We start from the raw sequence: 17730 nt of genomic DNA on the forward strand, positions 1-17730 counted from the left end.
GGCAGTGATCCGACCGCGGGCGGGCCGGCGACGTCGCCGGCCCGCCCCGACGTTCCCGCAGGAGAGGACCTGACATGAGAGTGCGGCACCGGGTGGCGGCGCTGGGCGTCGCCGCGGTGGTGGTCGGCGGATCGGCCCTGTGGGGCGCGGGCGTCGGCAGCGCGGCGACGGCGAGGCTCACCCTGGTCTACAACTGCCCGTTCCCGTTGATCGGCGCGCAGGACATGAGCGTCGAGATCGTGGTCGAGGACCTCCCGGACACCGCGGTGGTCGGCGAACCCGTCCCCGAGGCTCGGGTGACCGCCACCGCCACCGTGCCGGAGCTGGCGACGCAGGGCCTGCGGCTCGTCGGCGCGGTGAGCGTGGAAGGCACCGCGTCGGCGCAGACCGTGCTCGACAACGCGGGGCTGGTGCTCGACATCGTGCCCGACCTGACCGTGGCCAAGACCGCGGTCCCGGAGTCCGGGGCGTTCGACACGGTCGCCACGGGCACCACGCCGTCGCTGAGCTTCCCCTTCGCGGGCGCCACGACCATCGACGTCGGCGACTTCGTGACCACCCTGACCCCGCGCACCGCCGACGGTTCGGAGACGGGGTTGGGCACGTTCACCTCGCCGTGCACGCTCAAGCCGGGCCAGTCGACTCGTCTGCACGAGTTCACGGTGCGGCCCGAGGGCACCACGACGACGACCGAACCCACGACAACGACCACCACGACCACCACCACGGAGCCGACGACCACCACCACCGACTCCACGACCACAACCACGGAACCCACCACCACGACGACCACGACCACCGATTCCACTACGACCGATCCCACCACGACGACCACGACGAGTCCGACGACCACCAGCACCACAACGACCACCACGACGACGACCACCACTCGGCCGACCACCACCACGACGACGAGCACGACCACTGCTCAGCCGACCACCAGCACCACCACGAGGTCCACCACCACAACGGCTCCGACGTCCACCACCACGAGCGCCGCGACCAGCACCACGACGTCGGCCACCACCAGCAGCAGCACCACGACGACCACGTCGCAGACCGTGGTCCCGGTGTCGCACCCGGACAAGACGGGGCTCGCCTACACCGGCACCTCGATCACCGGTCCGCTGGTCCTCGGCGGCGCGCTCCTGGCCCTGGGGGCCGGCGTGCTCCTGCGCCTGCGCCACACCCGCCGGCGCACCTGACGACACCGTTGCCCGCCAACGACATCGGCCCCCTCCGGGAACTCCCGGAGGGGGCCGGTCCGCAGCGGGGTCAACCGGGCAGTTCGACGAGCTGGTCCGGCGTGGGCACGGCGATCTCGACCGGCTTCCCCCAGTCGCGGTAGCTCGCGACCCCCAGCACCGGCTCACCGCCCTCGACCGGCGTGCTCACCTCCGTCTTCACCGGCCGGTCCTGGTCGTCCACCCACAGCTCGAGCACCGACGCCCGCCCGTCCACCGCCACGTGCGCGGTGTAGCGGACGGTCTGCCTGCCGGACACCGACTCCTCGGTCCTCTCCACGATCCGCGCGCCCTCGGGCAGCGCCTTGCGGATGTCGGCGGTGTCGCGGACGCGCACGGCGACGTCCGCCATGGCGCGCGCCAGCGCGTTGGTCGGGTCGTCCGGGTCGATCCTGAGCCACGACCTGTCCGGCTGCGACGCCCGGGCCTGCGGTATCCGCACGAAGATGCCGTCGGGCACCATCACGTACGAGACCTCCTCGGCGCCGGCGACGGAGATCCGGCAGGACGCGGCGAAGTCGCCGGTGCGCACCCCGCAACTGCCCTTGCCGCCGGCCGCGAGGTCGACGTCGACGGTGACCGACCCCTCGCGCTCGGCGGCCACCCGGTTCGCCTCGGCCAGCGCCTGCGGCGTGTCGAACGTCCTCATCGTCGACGACGGGCCGTCGGTGCACGCGGTGAGCGCGACGGAGACCACGACGACCAACCCCGCCGCGGCGACACGGTTCCCGCGCATGCTCCTCCTCGAACCGGAATGGGGGAGAGCGACTTTCCGCCGGCCATTCTAACCGAATTCGAGAGCACCGGAACCGGGCAATTCACGCCTGTGCCGAAAACCAAAATTCTGATACGTCTTTTGTCAGGGGCATGACAATCAGGGTCTCCGCACCGAGGCGAGCAGGTTGCGGGCCACCTCGCGCAGCTTGATGTTGTGCTGCTGCGACTCGGTCACCAGCCGGGCGAACGCCTCCCGCTCGTCGACGCCGTGCGCGGCCATCAGCACGCCCTTGGCCTGGTCGATCTCGCCGCGCGACTCCAGCGCGCGCTGGAGGTGCTCGACCAGCCTGCGGGACCGCTCGTAGCGGCGGAAGCCGGTGATCGACGTGATCGCGGCGGTGACGAACAGCCGCAACAACGCCTCGTCGAACGGGTCGAACGCCCGGTCCTCCGAGCTGTAGAGGTTCAGTGAGCCGAGCACGTCGTCCTCCACCGCGATCGGCGCGGACAGGTACGCCCGCACGCCCGCGCGCTCGGCCGCGGCGGCGAACTCCGGCCACATCACCCGCCCGCCCGCCGCGGTGGCCCGCACCGGCCGCTGGGTCCTGGCCGCCTCCAGGCACGGCCCGTTGCCCGCCGCGTACTGGTCGTGGTCGATCGCGACGACCTTCTCGTCGGTCCAGGCCGCCGTGGACGCGCCGTCCATGCCGATCAGGGTCACGGAGACGTTCTCCGCGTCCGGGATGACCCGCGACGCCGATTCGGCCAGCTGCTGGAGCGCGTCCCCCAGGCTCTGGCCGTCGGTCAGCACGCCGGCCAGCTCCTCCAACGCCTCGCTGGCCTCGTCCAGCAGGGCAGCCGGTACGTGCTCGTCGATGCTCACAGGCACTTTTTTACACCTTAAACGCGATAATCGCCCCAACCAAAAGGGGGTGGACGGGTGCGCGTGCTGCTCGTCGAGGACGACGACGGGGTCGCGGACGCCTTGGTCGAGGCGCTCGAGGCCAACGACCACCGCCCGAGCCGGGTGGCGCGCGGCTCGGACGCGCTGCTGGTACACCGCCACTTCGACCTGCTGCTGCTCGACCTCGGGCTGCCCGACACGGACGGGTTGGAGGTGCTGCGCAAGATCCGCAAGGTGTCGCCGGTGCCGGTGCTGGTTCTCACAGCCCGGGGCGACGAGCGGTCCATAGTGCGTGGTCTGCGGCTCGGCGCCGACGACTACCTGGTGAAACCGGTCCGCCTCGGAGAGTTGCTCGCCCGGATGGACGCGGTCGCGCGGCGCAGCGCGGCGCTCACCGGGCCGAAGGACCGGACGGTGCGGATCGGCGACGTGGAGATCGACCTGGAGGGCCGGCGGGTGGTGGTGGCCGACGTGGAGGTCTTGTTGACCACCAAGGAGTTCGACGTGCTGGCCGCGTTGGCCGGCCGCGCGGGCACGGCGGTCAGCCGCCAGCAGCTCATGGACGAGGTCTGGGGCGACGCCTACCTGGCCGTGTCGCGGTCGCTGGACGTGCACCTGGCGGGCCTGCGGGCGAAGCTGGGACGCCCCGGCCTGCTGACCACCATCCGCGGGTTCGGCTACCGGCTGGGCCCCGGCGGCGCCGACGACCGGACGGGGACGTGAATGCGCCGCCGCCTGCTGCTGGTGCTCCTGCTGTTCTCGGCCGCCGCCGTGGCCGCGTTCGCCGTGCCGCTGCTGTCGTCGACGGCCACCGAGCGCACCCAGCGGTTCGTGCTCACGCGCACCGGTGACCTGGACCGGTTCGCCGCGCTCGCCCAGCAGGCCGAGACCACCGGCGACGAGGCCGCGCTGGAGGACGAGGTCGCCGCGTACGTCGAGCTGTACGGCGACCCGGTGGTGGTGGTCGACGCGCGCCGGCAGCCGGTCGCCCAGGCCGGTCTGACCTCGGACGACCCCGCCCTGGCGCGGGTGCTGGACGCGGCGCTGCGCAACCAGCCCGCCTCGGCCGTGCCGACGCTGACGCCGTGGTCGTCGGGGCACGTGGTGTTCGCCCGGCCGGTCGGCACCGGCACCAGGGTGGCCGGGGCGGTGGTGCTGCGCGCGTCGGTGGACCGCGCGGCGGGGGACGTGGCCGGGCGGTGGCTGCTGGTCCTCGGTGGCGCACTCGCGGCGGCCGTCATCTCGATCCTGCTGGTGCTGGCCGTCACCCGCTGGCTGCTCAAGCCGCTCGCGGAGCTGGCGAACGGCGTGCGGGCGGTGGCCGCCGGCGAACGGCGGGCGCACGTGGCCAGCGGCAGCGGGCCCCCGGAGGTGCGCGAGCTGTCGGAGTCGTTCAACCGGATGTCCGACGCCGTCACCGAGGCCGCCGACCAGCAGCGACGGCTGATCGCGGACGCCTCGCACCAGCTGCGCAACCCGATGGCGGCGTTGCGGCTGCGGATGGACACGTTGAGCGGCCAGGTCAAGCCGGAGGGGGTGCGCGCCTACACGGCGGGGGTGGCCGAGATCGAACGGCTGGAGTCGCTGCTGGACGGGCTGCTGGCGCTGGCCTCGGCGGAGAGCGCGGCCACCGAGGTCGCGGCGGGCGGGCGCGAGCCGGAGCTGGCCGACGTCGGCGCGGTGGCCGTGGACCGGGCCGGGTTCTGGCAGGTGCCGCTGCCCGCGACACCCGCGTTGGCGGTGCTGGTGCGCTGCCCGGAGTCCGACCTCGCGCAGGTGCTGGACGTGCTGCTGGACAACGCGGTGAAGTACGGAGGCGCGGTGCGGGTGTCGCTCGGCGCGGACCGCGCGGCCGGCGTCGGCTGGGTGGAGGTGCACGACGACGGCCCCGGGCTGGACGAGGAGGAGCTGGCGTTGGCCACGTCGAGGTTCTGGCGCGGGCGGTCCGGGCAGCCGGGCACGGGGCTCGGCCTGGCGATCGCGGACCAGCTGGTCAGGGCGCGGCAGGGGGTGCTGGACCTGTCGTCGGCCGACGGGTTCACCGCCCGGGTCGCGCTGCCGCTGGAGCCGGCGCTGTGAACCGGCGGGTGTTCCTGCTCGGGCTGCTGGCCGCCGGGTGCGCGACCGGCGCGCCGTCGGGTGAGCTGGCCATCGCCGCCGGCGAGCGCGGGGGCATGTACTTCGACTTCGCCACCCTGCTCGCGGAGCAGCTGGTGGACGTGCGCGGCCGGGCGCTGGAGACCGAGGGCAGCCTGGCGAACCTCGCGTTGCTGGCGTCGGGCGGGGCCCAGGTCGCGCTCGCGCTGGCCGACTCCGCGCTCGTCGCCGACCCGGGGCTGGAGCTGCGCGCCCTCGGCCGGGTGTACGAGAACTACCTCCAGCTGGTCGTGCGGGAGGACGATCCGGCGCGGACGCCCGCCGACCTGGCCGGGCGGACCGTGTCGCTGGGCGCGGAGGGCTCCGGCGCGTCGCTGTCCGGTGAGCGGATGCTCGCCGCGCTCGGGCTGGGCGACTCGGTGCGGGTGGAGCACCGCAAGCTCGGCGACGCGGCGGAGGCGTTGGCGGCCGGGCGGGTCGACGCGCTGCTGTGGTCGGGTGGCGTGCCGACGCCGGCGCTGGACGGGCTGCCCGGCATCCGCCTGCTGCCGCTGGCCGAGCTGGTGCCGCAGCTGCGCGCGGCGCACGGGTCGGTGTACGAGCAGGTGCCGGTGCCGATCGAGGTGTACGGCGCGACCCGCGAGGTGCCCACGATCGGGGTGGCGAACCTGCTGGTGTGCCGGGCGTCGCTGCCGGACGGGGCGGCCGCCGCGGTCACCCGCACGCTGATCTCCCGCGCCGCCGCCCTGGTGCCCCGGCAGGCGCTGGGCACCCAGTTCCTCGACGTGCGCAGCCTGATCGGCACCGCGGGCCTGCCGCTGCACCCCGGCGCCGCCGCCACCTACCGCGACCTGCACGGCTGACCGCGAGAGTCCAACGCTCACGGCGCGAGAGTCCAACGCTCACGGCGCGAGAGTCCAACGCTCACGGCGCGTGAGTCCTACGTCCAGAGCACCTGAGTTCAACGCTCAGGACGTGGACCCCGGCGTGGTCGGCCCGTCCTCGTCGTCGTCGGGTCGCACCACCTCGACGGTCGCCGGCACGACCCGGACCGGGATGCCGAACGGTGGGGTGTCCACATCGGACACCACCGGCGGCGGCACGGGACCGGGCGGCGGCACGGCGGGGGACAGCCGACGCCGCCGGGTCAGCGCGATCGCCGTGCCCGCCGTCGCCGTGGCCACCGCGACACCGCCGCAGAGCACCGCCAACCCGATCAGCAGCGACGAGCCCCCGCCGGCCGACCCGCCCCGGTCGACCGCGAGCCGCCGGTACTCGGTCGCCTGCAGGTGTCCGGGCGACGCGGCCAGCACGTCGTCGAACCCCTCCACCGCGCCGTCGAAGTCGTCCGCGAAGTAGCGGTCCAGCGCGGTCCGGTAGTCGCGGTCGTGCGGGCCCGGCTCGGCCGACACGTCCTTGCCCGCCAACACGTCCGACAACGTCGACGACGCGGCGGCGAAGTTGAACGACTGCGTCTCCCCCGGCGAGCCCTGGCTGACCAGACCGACGATCCGGCCGTCCATGTCGACCACCGGCCCACCGCTCATCCCCTGCGTGGCGGCGGCGCTGAACTCGTAGAACGGCCGGTCGTTCTGCGTCCGACGGGCCGACACCTGGCCGTTCTTGTTGCTCGGCTCCAGGCTCGGGTCGACCGCCGCGCCCGCCGATCCGGGGTAGCCGATGGCCAGGATCGGCGTGCCGACCGGCGTCTGGTCGGCCCTGATCGCCAACGACGGCAGGTGCTCGCGCGGCACCTTCAGCACCGCCACGTCGCCTTCGGTCGGTGCGACGAGGTCGACCACGGTGGCGGGCGCGACGTCCCGGATCGGGCCGTCGCCGGTGGCCTCCATCCGCTCGACCTGGATCGCGCGGTCGACCGGTCGGTCCGGGTCCGCGCCCTCGGCGACGGCGTGCTCGGCCAGCTGCGCCTTGGCCGCGGCCCGGTCCACCACCCGGCCCACCGCCGCGAGGTCCTCGATCGCCGCGTCGAACAACGCGCCCGCGCCGCCCTGCGGTCCGGTGTGGACGCAGTGGCTGGCGGTGGCCACGTGCCCGTCCGGCCGGATCACCACGCCGCTGCACGTCGCCTTCACGACGTAGCCGTCGGCGCCGCCGAACACCTCGCCGGTGCGCTTGTCCCGCACCCAGCCGTGCCACTCCACGGTGATGAACACGATCGCGGGCCGGGCGATGGCGGCGGCCAGCTCCTCCGGGCTCGACGGCTGCCCGGCGGCGGAGGCGATCGGAGCGGGTGCGGCGGCGAGCGCCAGCAACGCCGCCGCGACGAGCAACGCGCGCATCAGCCGTACACCCCGAACCCGGTGGTCCGAGCCCACACCGAGCGGTAGCCGCGGGAGTTGCTCTCCACGAGCTGGGCGCCCTGGCAGGCGTAGTCGTCCACCTCGTGCCGCGCCTGTTCCGAGGGGATCGTCTGGGTCTCCACCAGGCCGCGCTGGTCGTAGTAGGCCCAGGTGAACTCGGCCTTGGTCTGGGCGCCGTAGGTGATGGTCCCCTCCGTCGCGCTCCAGGTGAACTCGATGATCCCGTTGCCGACCAGCCGCAGCTCGTTGCCCTGGAACGTGCCCTGGAACACCACGTCGTCCATCCGCTCGGTCCCGGTGCCGTCCGGTCGGAACTCGTACGCCCGGCCGGAGGTGACGAACGGCAGCGGGTCCTCGTTGTTGTAGAACTTGACCATCACCTGCTCCTGCACCGTGCGCCACGAGCCGATCAGGCACAACGGCGGCCCGACGGGGCGGGTGGTGTCCGCGCGGGCGGTGGGCGAGGGCCTCCCCGCCGCCACCGGCGCGGCCTCGCGGGGCGACGCGTCGGCGAGGACCGCGGCGGTCAACCCGCCGGCCGCGAGGACGGCACAAGCGGCGACGACGAACAGCACCACGACGACGGATCGCGCCGGTAACCGGGGGGAATCGCTCACCGGGCCATCGTATTGACCGGCCCGCCCGCGCCGTGAGCCGGTTGATCCGGAAGTTTCCGCGCCGTGATCCGGCGCCCGCCCCGCCCGCGTGGCGGCCTCGCCGCCACTACCATGGACGTGTGATCTTCCTCAGCGTGGTCCTCACCCTGCTCGGGCTGAGCACACTGCTGTGGCGTGACGACGAGTTGGTCGGCCTGCCACCCGTCGTCGCCGGCTCCGCCCTGGTGGTGCTCGGCGTGGCGGCCGGTGTGCTGTGGGTGGTGCGCAGGCGGCGGCGGTGGGAGCGCAACGGCGAGCCGCGCCCGGTCGGCACCGTGTTCGACCGGGCGAAGGCCCTGCCCCGGCTGCTGCGCGAGCGCAAGGCCTACGGCCTGCCGACCAGCACGATGGCCACGTGGGGTTTCGCCGTGCTCTACCTCGTCTCCCCGATCGACCTGCTGCCCGAGCTGCTGCCGCTGATCGGCGTGACCGACGACGCGGGCGTCGCCGTGTGGCTGCTCACCAGCGTGTCCACCGTCACGGGCCAGTACCTGCGGTGGGAGCGGGAGCGCTCGGGCAAGGCCGGGAAGAGCCGCTGACCCTCAGCCGCCCGCGGGCCGGGGCAGTTCGCGCACGCCGCTGAGCAGCGCGGTCACCGCGTCCATGATCCGCGCGGTCGCCTCGTCCAGCACGGCCTTGGTCGGCTCCAGCCCGTACAGGTCGGACAGGTCGACCTCCGCGCCCGCCACCACGGACACCTCGCGCCACGGCCGCGGCACGAACTTCCCCGGCGGCAGCAGCTCCCGGGTGCCCCACTGCGCCACCGGCACGACCGGCGTGCGGGAGGCCAGCGCCAGCCGCGCGACGCCGTTCTTGCCGCGCATGGGCCAACCGTCGGGGTCGTTGGTGAAGGTCCCCTCGGGGTAGACGATCACGCACTGCCCCTCGTCCAGCGACGTGCGCGCGCTGTCCAGCGCCCGACCGGCCCGCACGCTGTCGCGGTCGACCGGGATGTGCCGCCCCGACGACATCACCCACCCGAGCACCGGCGCCTTCCACAGGCTCGCCTTGGCCAGGTACCGGGGCACCCGGCCGGACGCCAGCGCGAACGCGGTCAGCGTCACCGGGTCGGCGAAGGACAGGTGGTTGGACGCCAGCAGCACCGCGCCCTCGCGCGGGATGTTCGTCCGGCCCGCCATCCTCATCCGCACGAACAGCACCACCAGCGGCCACAGCAGGTCGATCGCCACGGAGTACCAGAAACCGCGGCCCCGTCGGGGCAAGCGGGTCGTCAGCGCCACCATCTGGGAGAACGTCACGGCAGGATCTTCGGTCATGGCCGCGGACGCCCTCACCGCGCCCCACCGCACCGCCGTCGCCCGGGTCTGATCGAGTTCGACTAATCTCCTCCCCCGTGGCAGGGCTCCCCGCACCGCGGACCGCGGTGAACCGGATCAACGTGCTCCTCGTCGAAGACGACGAGGGCGACGCCGTGCTGGTCGAAGCCCTGTTGGACGAGGTGGAGGCGGACGTCGCCCTGCACCGGGCGCGGACGCTGCGGGAAGCCGAGGGCCTGCTGGCCAAGGCGGACTGCGTGCTGCTCGACCTCGGCCTGCCGGACACGACCGGCCTCGACGGCCTGACCAGGCTGCTCGCCGACCCGGCGCCGGTGGCGATCATCGTGCTCACCGGCCTCAACGACGAGCACCAGGGCACCAGGGCCGTCGCCCAGGGCGCGGAGGACTACCTGGTCAAGGGCCAGGTGGACGGCGTCGGCCTGGCCCGGAGCATCCGCTACGCGGTCGGCCGCAAGCGGGTCGAGGAGACCCAGCGCCAACTGCGCGACGAGAAGCTGCTCGCGGCCGAGAAGACCCGCCTGGAACGCGGCCTGCTGCCGTCGCCGATCATGCACGGCGACGACATCGGCTGGCAGGTCCGCTACCGCCCCGGCGGCAGCCGGATGCTGCTCGGCGGCGACTTCTACGACGTGGTGCGCACCGCCGACGGCACGCTCCAGGTGCTGATCGGCGACGTCTGCGGGCACGGCCCGGACGAGGCCGCGATCGGCGTGTTCCTGCGCATCGCCTGGCGGGCGCTGGTGCTGGCCGACCAGGAGCCGTCGCGGGTGCTGCGCACGTTGCACGAGATCCTGGAGCACGAACGCCACCAGCCCGGCCTGTTCACCACGGCGTGCATGGTGACGATCTCGCCGGACCGCCGGTGGGCGCGGGTCTACCTGGCCGGGCACCCGGAGCCGATGCTGCTGGTCGGCGACCGGGTGGTGGAGCTGCCCCGCGACCGGGCCGGGCTGCCGCTCGGCGTGCTGCCGGACAGCACGTGGAGCGGCTTGGACGTGCCGCTGCCGCCGGGCTGGGCGATGCTGCTCTACACCGACGGCCTGGTCGAGGGCCGGGTGCACGGCGACAGCGAGCGGTTGGGGTCGGAGCGGCTGATCGACCTGATCGGCGAGATCACCGGGGAGCGGCCGGACTGGGCGCGCACGCCGGCGACGCTGCTGGACGACCTCATCAGCCGGGTCAAGGAACTCAACGGCGGGGAGCTGGACGACGACATGGCAGTGCTGCTGATCTCGGACCGCGCCTGATGGACTACCGCAACCGCTGGCCCGCGAGCAAGCTCCTCATCGCCGCCGTCTCGGTCCTGATCGTGGTCTGCGCGGGCGCCATCGGCAGCCTCCTGGTCGCGTTGGCCGGCCTGACCGACGCCCGCATCGAGCTGCTGGACCGGATCGACCCGGCGAGCCGCGAGGTCCTGGAGATGCAGACCGCGCTGGCCAACCAGGAGACCGGTCTGCGCGGGTACGTGCTCACCGCCAACCGGAACTTCCTCGCCCCCTACACCGACGGGCAGCAGGCCGAGTTGGACGCCGCGGCGTCCGCCCGGTCGCTGCTGACCGCGCGGCCGGAGCTGGTCCGCGAGCTGGAAGAGGTCGAGCGGGTGGCGGCCGACTGGCGGGAGAGCTACGCCGACCCGCTGATCGACCTGGTGTACGTGTCGGGCAACCCGCAGACCACCCTGGCCGACGCCGAGCGCGGCAAGGCGCTGTTCGACCGGGCGCGCGCGGCGATGGCGGGGTTGAAGACCAAGGTCGAGGAAGCGTCCGCGGTGGGCCGGGCGAACGTGATGAGCGTCGCGACCCAGGCGTTCTGGCTGGTGATCGGGCTCGGCGTGCTGCTGGTGCTGATCATCGCCGGGGTGGCGGTGATGCTGTACCGGATCGTCATCGCGCCGTTGACGGGGCTCGCGGCGGACGTGCGGCAGGTGTCGTCGGGCGACTACGCGCACGCGGTCGAGGCGGGCGGGCCCCGCGAGACGGTGATGCTGGGCCAGGACGTCGAGGCCATGCGGGTGCGCATCCTGTCCGACCTGGAGGAGCTGCGCCGGTCGAACTCGGAGCTGGAGCAGTTCGCCTACGTCGCCTCGCACGACCTCCAGGAGCCGCTGCGCAAGGTCGCGAGCTTCTGCCAGCTGCTGGAGCGGCGCTACTCGGGTCAGCTCGACGAGCGCGGCGAGCAGTACCTGAGGTTCGCGGTGGACGGGGCGAAGCGGATGCAGGTGCTGATCAACGACCTGCTGGCGTTCTCCCGGGTCGGCAGGCTCACCCGCGAGCAGACCCTGGTGGACTGCGACGAGCTGGTCGCCCAGGTGCTGGACAACTACTCCGAGGCCATCGAGCGGACCGGCGCGACGGTCGAGGTGGCGGACCTGCCGACGGTGCGCGGCGAGGCGTCGCTGCTCGGCGGGGTGTTCGGCAACCTGATCAGCAACGCGGTGAAGTTCCACGGCGACGACCCCCCGCACGTGCGCGTGGACGTGGAGCGAACGGGCGGATTCTGGACGTTCACGGTGAGCGACCACGGCATCGGCATCGATCCCGAGTACGCTGAACGGATCTTCGTGATCTTCCAGCGCCTGCACCACAAGGACGACTACCCCGGCACCGGGATCGGGCTGGCGATGTGCCGGAAGATCGTGGAGTACCACGGCGGCACCATCTGGCTGGACACCGGCGAGGGCGCCACCGGGACCACTTTCAAGTTCACGCTGCCGGCAGTAGAGGACGACGAGCAATGAGCAACCCGCTGAACGTGATCGACGTCCTGCTGGTGGAGGACGACCCCGGCGACGCGCTGATGACGCAGGAGGCGTTCGAGCACCACAAGATCCGCAACCAGCTGCACGTGGTCCGCGACGGCGTCGAGGCGATGGAGTTCCTGCGCCGCGAGGGCCGCTACGAGGACGCGCCGCGACCGGGGCTGATCCTGCTCGACCTGAACCTGCCGAAGATGGACGGCCGCGAGGTGCTGGCCGACATCAAGGCGGACGAGACGCTGCGGCCCATCCCGGTGGTGGTGCTGACCACGTCGGAGGCGGAGGAGGACATCCTGCGCAGCTACAACCTGCACGCCAACGCCTACGTCACCAAGCCGGTCGACTTCGACCGGTTCATCGAGGTCGTGCGGCAGATCGACGACTTCTTCGTGACCGTGGTGAAACTGCCCCGCTAGACCGGCGCGTCAGCCCGTCGCGTACCGCACCACGCCCTCGTCCTCGGCGGCGGTCAGCAGCCCGCGATGGACCAGCACGTCGAGGTGCGCGGCCGTCTCGCCGGTGGCCAGCACCTGGTTGAACAGGTCCAACTCGGCGAACTTCCGACCGCGCCTGGTCCAGCCGAGCGCGCGCGCGGTCTCGAAGGCGGTGCCGGTGCCCGCCCGCACGGCGTCCAGCGTGGCCGTGAGCCGGTCTTCGTGGTGGACGAGCAGTTCCTCCACTCGGGCGTGGCTCGACTCGGTGACGGGGCCGTGAGCGGGCAGCAGCCGCAGGTCCGGGAAGTCGCGGACCAGGCGCAGCGAGTCGAGGTAGTCGCCCAGGGGCAGCGCGGGCCGGGCGGGTTCGAAGCCGATCGACGGCGTGATGTGCGGCAGCACGTGGTCGCCCGCGAACAGCAGCGACGACTCGACGTCGACGAACACCACGTGCCCGCGGGTGTGTCCGGGCGTCGGCAGGACGCGCAGCACCCGCTTCTCCAGGGCCAGGTCGCCCTCGCGGAGCCACTCGTCGGGCTCCTCGTAGTCGCGCAGCTCGGCTTCGCCGACCGACGCCACCACCGCCTCCCACCGCTCGGCCAGGTGCGGCGCGCCCCACCGGGCCAGGTCGCGGACACCGTCCCGGCGCCGGCCGATGACCTTGGCCAGGGACGGCTGCTCCCCCGCGCCGAGCGCGATCTTCGTGCCGAACCGGCGGCGCAGGGCCACGGCCATCGTGTAGTGGTCGCGGTGGACGTGCGTGACCAGGAAGCGCCGGACGTCCTCGAACCCGCGCCCGAGCGCGCCCAGCGCCGACTCCAGCGCCGTCTCGCCCGCGTCGAGGGCCCAGCCTGAGTCGATCAGGACGAGGCCGTCGCCGTCGTCGACCGCGTACACGTTGACGGTGTGCAGCCCGTCGTTGGGCAGGGGCAGCGGGATCCGGTGGACACCGGGCGCGACCTCGAAGACTCCGGGTTCGGTCCACTCCATCCCCGGATCCTACTTGCCGGTAACCTCGGCTTGGTCCGCCAGTGCCGCGTTCGTCGGCTCACGCCGCGCGACCGCCTTCACCACGAACGGGATCACGGCCAGCGTGAGCAGCGCCAACGCCGGGTAGGCCCAGCCGATCGCGGACAGGTAGCCGGGCCGCGGGATGGTCCAGATGGTGGGCTGCCGGTCGAGCTGGAAGGCGATCACGTCCCAGAACATCACCGGGCACCACAGCACCAGCAGCACGACCCGGGCCCACGGCGCGACCTTGGTGTGCACCAGCCAGATCAGCAGCGGCGCGATCCACACCCAGTGGTGGTCCCACGAGATCGGCGAGAGCAGCAGGCCGAGGACCTGCACGACCAGCACGCCGATCAGCACGTCGCCCGCCCGCACGGCGGCGCGCAGGGCGAACCCGGCGAGCACGGCCGACACCACCACCGCGAGCACCCACGGCCACGTCATCTCGACGTCGTAGCCGAGGGTCCGCGACAACGCGCCCCGCAACGACTGGTTGTGCGCGGTGCCGATCGGGCCGACCCGGTCGGCCGCGCCGAGCAGCTCGAACCAGTAGTGCCTGGCCTGCGCCGGGTCCACCAGGAAACCGAGGCCGACGCTCGCCGCGAACGCCGCGATCGACCACAACGCCGCCGCGAACCTGCGCGTGACCAGGAAGTACAGCCCGGAGATGGCGGGCACGAGCTTCACGCCCGCCGCCAGGCCGATGCCGGCGCCCGCGAGCCGGGAGTCCCGGGCCGTCATCGCGCCCAGCACCACCGCCGCCAGCAGCAGGTTGACCTGCCCGAAGTCGAACGTGTGCACCACCGGCTGCAGCCACAGCAGCACGGCGGTCCACAGCAGCGCCCGACGCCGCCACGTCGCCGCGTCCGCCGTCCAGCCCTCCCCCGCCACCAGGCGCAGGGCGACGCGCACCATCCAGTACAGGCACAGCCCGGACAGCAGCCGCAGCACCCACTGCGCGACGACCCACGGCAGCCACGTCATCGGCAGGAACACCAGCGCGCCGAACGGCGGGTAGGTGAACGGCAGCGGGAAGTCGGGCGGCGAGTTCGGCGACGTGACGTCGTAGAGGTCGCCGGAGAGCACGTGCGGCGCCAGCGCCCAGTACACGTACAGGTCGATCGTCTCGTTGCCGAACCCGGTGACGATGGTCCAGCCGCGGCCCACGATCGACGCCAGCAGCAGCACGGGCGCCGCGGCCGACAGCCACCGCTCGGCCTTCACGAGCACGCGCGCGGCGGACGGGGGCGGTTCAACCGACACTGGGCTCGACCTTCGACGTGGCAGGGGGCGGCGTGGCGCCGGCGGGCTCGCGGGTGTCGCCGCGCAGCCCCGACGGGATCACCGCGAGGGTGAGCAGCCCGAGCAGCGGGTAGCACCACCCGAGCGCGGCCAACGGCCACGGCCGGGGGATCTCCCAGATGGTCGGCTGCTGGTCGATCAGGAAGGTGATCAGGTCCGCGCCGGTCACCACGACCCACGCCGCCGCGACCGCCAGCACGGGCCACGAGCGGCGGGCGCCGTAGAACGCCCACAGCACCAGGGGGATCACCCACACCCAGTGGTGGCTCCACGAGATCGGCGAGAGCAGCAACCCGAACAGCTGCACGGCGACCACGGTGGCGAGCGTGTCGCGGGCCTTCACCGCGGCGCGCAGCGCGAACCCGGTCAGCACGGCCGACACCGCCACCGCGAGCAGCCACGGCCACGTCATCTCGACGTCGTGGCCGAGGGTCCGCGACAACGCGCCCCGCAACGACTGGTTGATCGCGGACCCCACCGGGCCGACCCGGTCGGCCGCGCCGAGCAGCTCGAACCAGTACCGCCACGAGTCCGCCGCGGAGGCGGCGAAGCCGATGGCCACGGTGACCGCGAAGCCGACCGCCGTCCACAGCGCCGCCTTGAACCGGCGCGTGACCAGGAAGTACAGGCCCGAGATCGCCGGGGTGAGCTTCAGCCCGGCCGCGACTCCGACGCCGAAACCCGCCACCAGGTGCCGGGTCGCGACCATGGCGGCGAACGTGCCGGCGATCAGCACCAGGTTGATCTGCCCGAAGTCGAGCGTCTTGCGCACCGGCTCGCACCACAGCGCGAGCGCCGTCCACAGCAGCGCGCGGCGCGACCAGGTGGCGTCGAACCGCTGCCCCGACCTGGCGGCGACCAGCGACAACGCGGTGCGGACCAGCCACCAGAGGCAGACCAGGGACAGCACCTGCCACACGATCCGCGCGGCCACCCACGGCAGCCAGGACAGCGGGAGGAACACCGCGGCCGCGAACGGCGGGTAGGTGAACGGCAGCGGGAAGTCCGCCGTGAACGGCATGTCGATCGTGTAGAGCTGGTCGGTGAGCAGGTTCGGCGCGAGGCTCCAGTAGACCTTGAGGTCGATCATGCCCCAGCCGCTCGGCACGCCGAGGCGCCAGAAGTACCAGCCCAGCGACAAGCACAACACCAGCGGGGCGAACCTCAGCACCCGCTGTTCAACCCGATCAACCACCCGTGCTCCCGCGCTGCGTCCCGGCCGCGTCCGGCTCGCCCGTCACGTCGTCGTCCTCGACGTCGGTCGGCGCCTGCCGCACGACGGGCGGCGCCTGCTCGACGACCCGGGGCGCAGGCTCGACGAGCCGCTTCGGCTGGTCCGCCTCGCCCGACCGCGCCCGCAGCTCGCCCAGCAGCGACCACACGGGCCGGCGGCCCAGCAGCGACCGGCCGACCCACACGCCGATCAGGACGGTGACGGCCAGGTAGGACCACCACACGACGGGGTTCGCCGAACCGTAGTGCCAGCGGGCGACGATGGTGCCGTCGGGAAGCGTGACGAGGACCATCCAGACCGAGAAGCCCGCGGCGCCCGCGAGCCACCGGTCCTTCCAGGCGAACGCGGCGGCGAGCGCCAAGACCCACGTGAAGTACCACGGGAGGACGGACGGGGCCAGCACGGAAGCGGCGAGCAGGGCGATCGCGGCCCGCCGCACGGCGTCCACACCGCCCGCCCTGGCCAGCCACCACTGGCGGACCAGCACGGCGGCGAGCACGTACACGCCGACGGACCGGAAGAACCCGAGGAAACCCTCGTAGGTCGCGCCCGGGACGTGCCGGCCGACCGAGTAGTAGAGCAGCTCGGCGACGGCGCAGGGCAGCGACATCCAGGTCAGCAGCGGCGTCTGGCTCTGCAGCACGTTGACCCAGCCGAGGTCGACCCCGGCGATGATCGTGGACAGCGCGAAGACGCCGGCGAACGTGATGCCGCCCACCGCGCACGCCTGGAAGAACCGCTGGCGGGCCGGGCCGGACATCCGCGCCACCCACACCCAGACGAGGAACGGGATCACCAGCACGGCGGTGGCCTTGACCGCGGTCGCCAGGGCGATCACCGCGATGCCGCGCACGTGCTTGCCGTCCAGCACCATCAGCACGCCGACCGCCATCAGGCCGACCATCAGGATGTCGTTGTGCGCGCCGCCGATGCCGACGGCGATCACGAACGGGTTCGCCACGGTCAGCCACAGCGCCACCGACGTGCGCCCGCCGAGGTGCCGGACCAGTCCGGGCATCGCCCAGGCCAGCATCGCCAGGCCGCTGAACACGGCGAGCCGCATGAGGACCGCGCCGATGATGACGTTGTCCCCGGTGATCGCCACCACGCACTTGGCGACCAGGAGGAACAGCGGCCCGTACGGCGACGGCGTGTTCTGCCACAGCGACGCCACGTTGCCGCCCAGCGACAGGGGCAGCACGGACGCGCCGGTGGTGTAGGGGTCGAACCCGTGCAGCGCGACCGCGCCCTGCGCGAGGTAGCTGTAGACGTCCCGGCTGTACAGCGACGGGCCGATGAGCAGCGGTGCGGTCCACGCGGCGGCGGCCAGCACCACGCCGCGGCCGTCGACCTGGGCGGCGCGCACCATCCGCCCCAACCGGACCCACGAGTAGACCAGCAGGCCCACGCCGACGAACACCACGGCGGTGGCCAGGTCGCGGCCGTGGCCGTACCGCACCGCGTTGAGGATCGTGCCGGTCAGCAGCGGGTCCCGGCGGAGCACCGCGCCCGCGCCGACGCCGCCGAGCGCGATCAGCAGCCCGCCGAGCGCGCCGAGCCGCAACAACCTCGGGGGAACCTGCCGGATGACCTCCGACCACGTGCCCACCCTGCGGGTGGGTCCGTCCGTGCGCGCGCCACTTCCGCTCACCTCAGCGGTCACAGCCAGGCCCACCTCATCGGTCTCGTGATCGGTCCTCGTCCCCGTCGACCGCGTCTGCCGTCGACGACATCACCATCATGGCGGGGATCGAGCA

General features: G+C 73.0%; 17 protein-coding genes. 8 read left to right on the forward strand and 9 right to left on the reverse strand.

Annotated elements, in window-relative coordinates:
• Positions 1-74 precede the first annotated feature (74 nt).
• Positions 75-1205 (forward strand): DUF6801 domain-containing protein, encoded by a 1131-nt coding sequence (locus EDD40_RS44310; RefSeq protein WP_170184997.1) that lies wholly within the window; start codon positions 75-77, stop codon positions 1203-1205.
• A gap of 70 nt (positions 1206-1275) precedes the next feature.
• On the opposite strand, the gene EDD40_RS08070 is transcribed toward EDD40_RS44310, so the two are convergent.
• Positions 1276-1980, reverse strand: a complete 705-nt coding sequence (locus EDD40_RS08070) for a hypothetical protein (RefSeq protein WP_123742353.1) — start codon at positions 1978-1980, stop codon at positions 1276-1278.
• A gap of 138 nt (positions 1981-2118) precedes the next feature.
• Complete coding sequence (locus EDD40_RS08075; RefSeq protein ID WP_123742354.1) at positions 2119-2850, reverse strand: ANTAR domain-containing protein; 732 nt, start codon at positions 2848-2850, stop codon at positions 2119-2121.
• A 51-nt stretch (positions 2851-2901) separates the two neighbouring features.
• Here EDD40_RS08075 and EDD40_RS08080 point away from each other — a divergent pair, with 51 nt between their 5' ends.
• From EDD40_RS08080 to EDD40_RS08090, 3 genes are read left to right on the forward strand one after another with little or no spacing between them, the layout of a single operon-like run.
• Entirely contained in the window at positions 2902-3588 is a 687-nt protein-coding gene (locus EDD40_RS08080; protein WP_123742355.1) for a response regulator transcription factor, read from the forward strand.
• Positions 3589-4944, forward strand: coding sequence for a sensor histidine kinase (locus EDD40_RS08085; protein ID WP_123742356.1), 1356 nt, complete (start codon positions 3589-3591; stop codon positions 4942-4944).
• Positions 4941-5825, forward strand: a complete 885-nt coding sequence (locus tag EDD40_RS08090; RefSeq protein ID WP_123742357.1) for a TAXI family TRAP transporter solute-binding subunit — start codon at positions 4941-4943, stop codon at positions 5823-5825. Before EDD40_RS08085 ends, EDD40_RS08090 begins: the two co-directional genes overlap by 4 nt.
• Positions 5826-5930: 105 nt before the next feature.
• On the opposite strand, the gene EDD40_RS08095 is transcribed toward EDD40_RS08090, so the two are convergent.
• A complete protein-coding gene (locus EDD40_RS08095; RefSeq protein WP_123742358.1) occupies positions 5931-7262 on the reverse strand; it encodes a S1 family peptidase in 1332 nt (443 codons plus the stop codon).
• Positions 7262-7900 carry a lipocalin-like domain-containing protein gene (locus EDD40_RS08100; RefSeq protein ID WP_148088729.1) on the reverse strand — a complete coding sequence of 213 codons (639 nt, stop codon included), beginning with the start codon at positions 7898-7900 and terminating at the stop codon, positions 7262-7264. Before EDD40_RS08100 ends, EDD40_RS08095 begins: the two co-directional genes overlap by 1 nt.
• 119 nt (positions 7901-8019) lie before the next feature.
• On the opposite strand from EDD40_RS08100, the gene EDD40_RS08105 reads away from it, so the two are divergent.
• A complete protein-coding gene (locus EDD40_RS08105) occupies positions 8020-8478 on the forward strand; it encodes a YkvA family protein (RefSeq protein WP_123742360.1) in 459 nt (152 codons plus the stop codon).
• A 3-nt stretch (positions 8479-8481) separates the two neighbouring features.
• On the opposite strand, the gene EDD40_RS08110 is transcribed toward EDD40_RS08105, so the two are convergent.
• Positions 8482-9216 carry a lysophospholipid acyltransferase family protein gene (locus tag EDD40_RS08110; RefSeq protein WP_246037526.1) on the reverse strand — a complete coding sequence of 245 codons (735 nt, stop codon included), beginning with the start codon at positions 9214-9216 and terminating at the stop codon, positions 8482-8484.
• A 77-nt stretch (positions 9217-9293) separates the two neighbouring features.
• Between EDD40_RS08110 and EDD40_RS08115 the strand changes: the two genes are divergently transcribed.
• From EDD40_RS08115 to EDD40_RS08125, 3 genes are read left to right on the forward strand one after another with little or no spacing between them, the layout of a single operon-like run.
• Positions 9294-10484, forward strand: coding sequence for a PP2C family protein-serine/threonine phosphatase (locus tag EDD40_RS08115; RefSeq protein WP_123742361.1), 1191 nt, complete (start codon positions 9294-9296; stop codon positions 10482-10484).
• Positions 10484-11974 (forward strand): sensor histidine kinase, encoded by a 1491-nt coding sequence (locus tag EDD40_RS08120; protein WP_123742362.1) that lies wholly within the window; start codon positions 10484-10486, stop codon positions 11972-11974. The genes EDD40_RS08115 and EDD40_RS08120 overlap by 1 nt, the downstream gene beginning before the upstream one ends.
• Positions 11971-12408, forward strand: a complete 438-nt coding sequence (locus EDD40_RS08125; RefSeq protein WP_123742363.1) for a response regulator — start codon at positions 11971-11973, stop codon at positions 12406-12408. The genes EDD40_RS08120 and EDD40_RS08125 overlap by 4 nt, the downstream gene beginning before the upstream one ends.
• 9 nt (positions 12409-12417) lie before the next feature.
• Here the strand turns inward: EDD40_RS08125 and EDD40_RS08130 are convergent, their stop codons facing one another.
• From EDD40_RS08130 to mptB, 4 genes are read right to left on the reverse strand one after another with little or no spacing between them, the layout of a single operon-like run.
• The gene (locus EDD40_RS08130; protein ID WP_123742364.1) at positions 12418-13416 is read right to left on the reverse strand and encodes an MBL fold metallo-hydrolase; all 999 of its coding nucleotides are present in this window, start codon (positions 13414-13416) and stop codon (positions 12418-12420) included.
• Between the two features lie 9 nt (positions 13417-13425).
• Positions 13426-14700, reverse strand: a complete 1275-nt coding sequence (locus tag EDD40_RS08135; RefSeq protein ID WP_148088730.1) for a glycosyltransferase 87 family protein — start codon at positions 14698-14700, stop codon at positions 13426-13428.
• Positions 14690-15934 carry a mannosyltransferase gene (locus tag EDD40_RS08140; RefSeq protein WP_123742366.1) on the reverse strand — a complete coding sequence of 415 codons (1245 nt, stop codon included), beginning with the start codon at positions 15932-15934 and terminating at the stop codon, positions 14690-14692. The genes EDD40_RS08135 and EDD40_RS08140 overlap by 11 nt, the downstream gene beginning before the upstream one ends.
• Positions 15927-17636, reverse strand: coding sequence for a polyprenol phosphomannose-dependent alpha 1,6 mannosyltransferase MptB (gene mptB, locus EDD40_RS08145; protein ID WP_148088731.1), 1710 nt, complete (start codon positions 17634-17636; stop codon positions 15927-15929). Before mptB ends, EDD40_RS08140 begins: the two co-directional genes overlap by 8 nt.
• Positions 17637-17730: the final 94 nt, after the last annotated feature.

Source organism: Saccharothrix texasensis (assembly GCF_003752005.1).
Lineage (GTDB): Bacteria > Actinomycetota > Actinomycetes > Mycobacteriales > Pseudonocardiaceae > Actinosynnema > Actinosynnema texasense.

Excerpts from the sequence above, each read along its gene's own strand:
- EDD40_RS08130 (WP_123742364.1), bottom strand. The coding sequence starts at position 13,416 with ATGGAGTGGACCGAACCCGGAGTCTTCGAGGTCGCGCCCGGTGTCCAC.
- EDD40_RS08095 (WP_123742358.1), bottom strand. The coding sequence starts at position 7,262 with ATGCGCGCGTTGCTCGTCGCGGCGGCGTTGCTGGCGCTCGCCGCCGCA.
- EDD40_RS44310 (WP_170184997.1), top strand. The coding sequence starts at position 75 with ATGAGAGTGCGGCACCGGGTGGCGGCGCTGGGCGTCGCCGCGGTGGTG.
- EDD40_RS08125 (WP_123742363.1), top strand. The coding sequence starts at position 11,971 with ATGAGCAACCCGCTGAACGTGATCGACGTCCTGCTGGTGGAGGACGAC.
- EDD40_RS08070 (WP_123742353.1), bottom strand. The coding sequence starts at position 1,980 with ATGCGCGGGAACCGTGTCGCCGCGGCGGGGTTGGTCGTCGTGGTCTCC.
- EDD40_RS08120 (WP_123742362.1), top strand. The coding sequence starts at position 10,484 with ATGGACTACCGCAACCGCTGGCCCGCGAGCAAGCTCCTCATCGCCGCC.
- EDD40_RS08110 (WP_246037526.1), bottom strand. The coding sequence starts at position 9,216 with ATGACCGAAGATCCTGCCGTGACGTTCTCCCAGATGGTGGCGCTGACG.
- EDD40_RS08085 (WP_123742356.1), top strand. The coding sequence starts at position 3,589 with ATGCGCCGCCGCCTGCTGCTGGTGCTCCTGCTGTTCTCGGCCGCCGCC.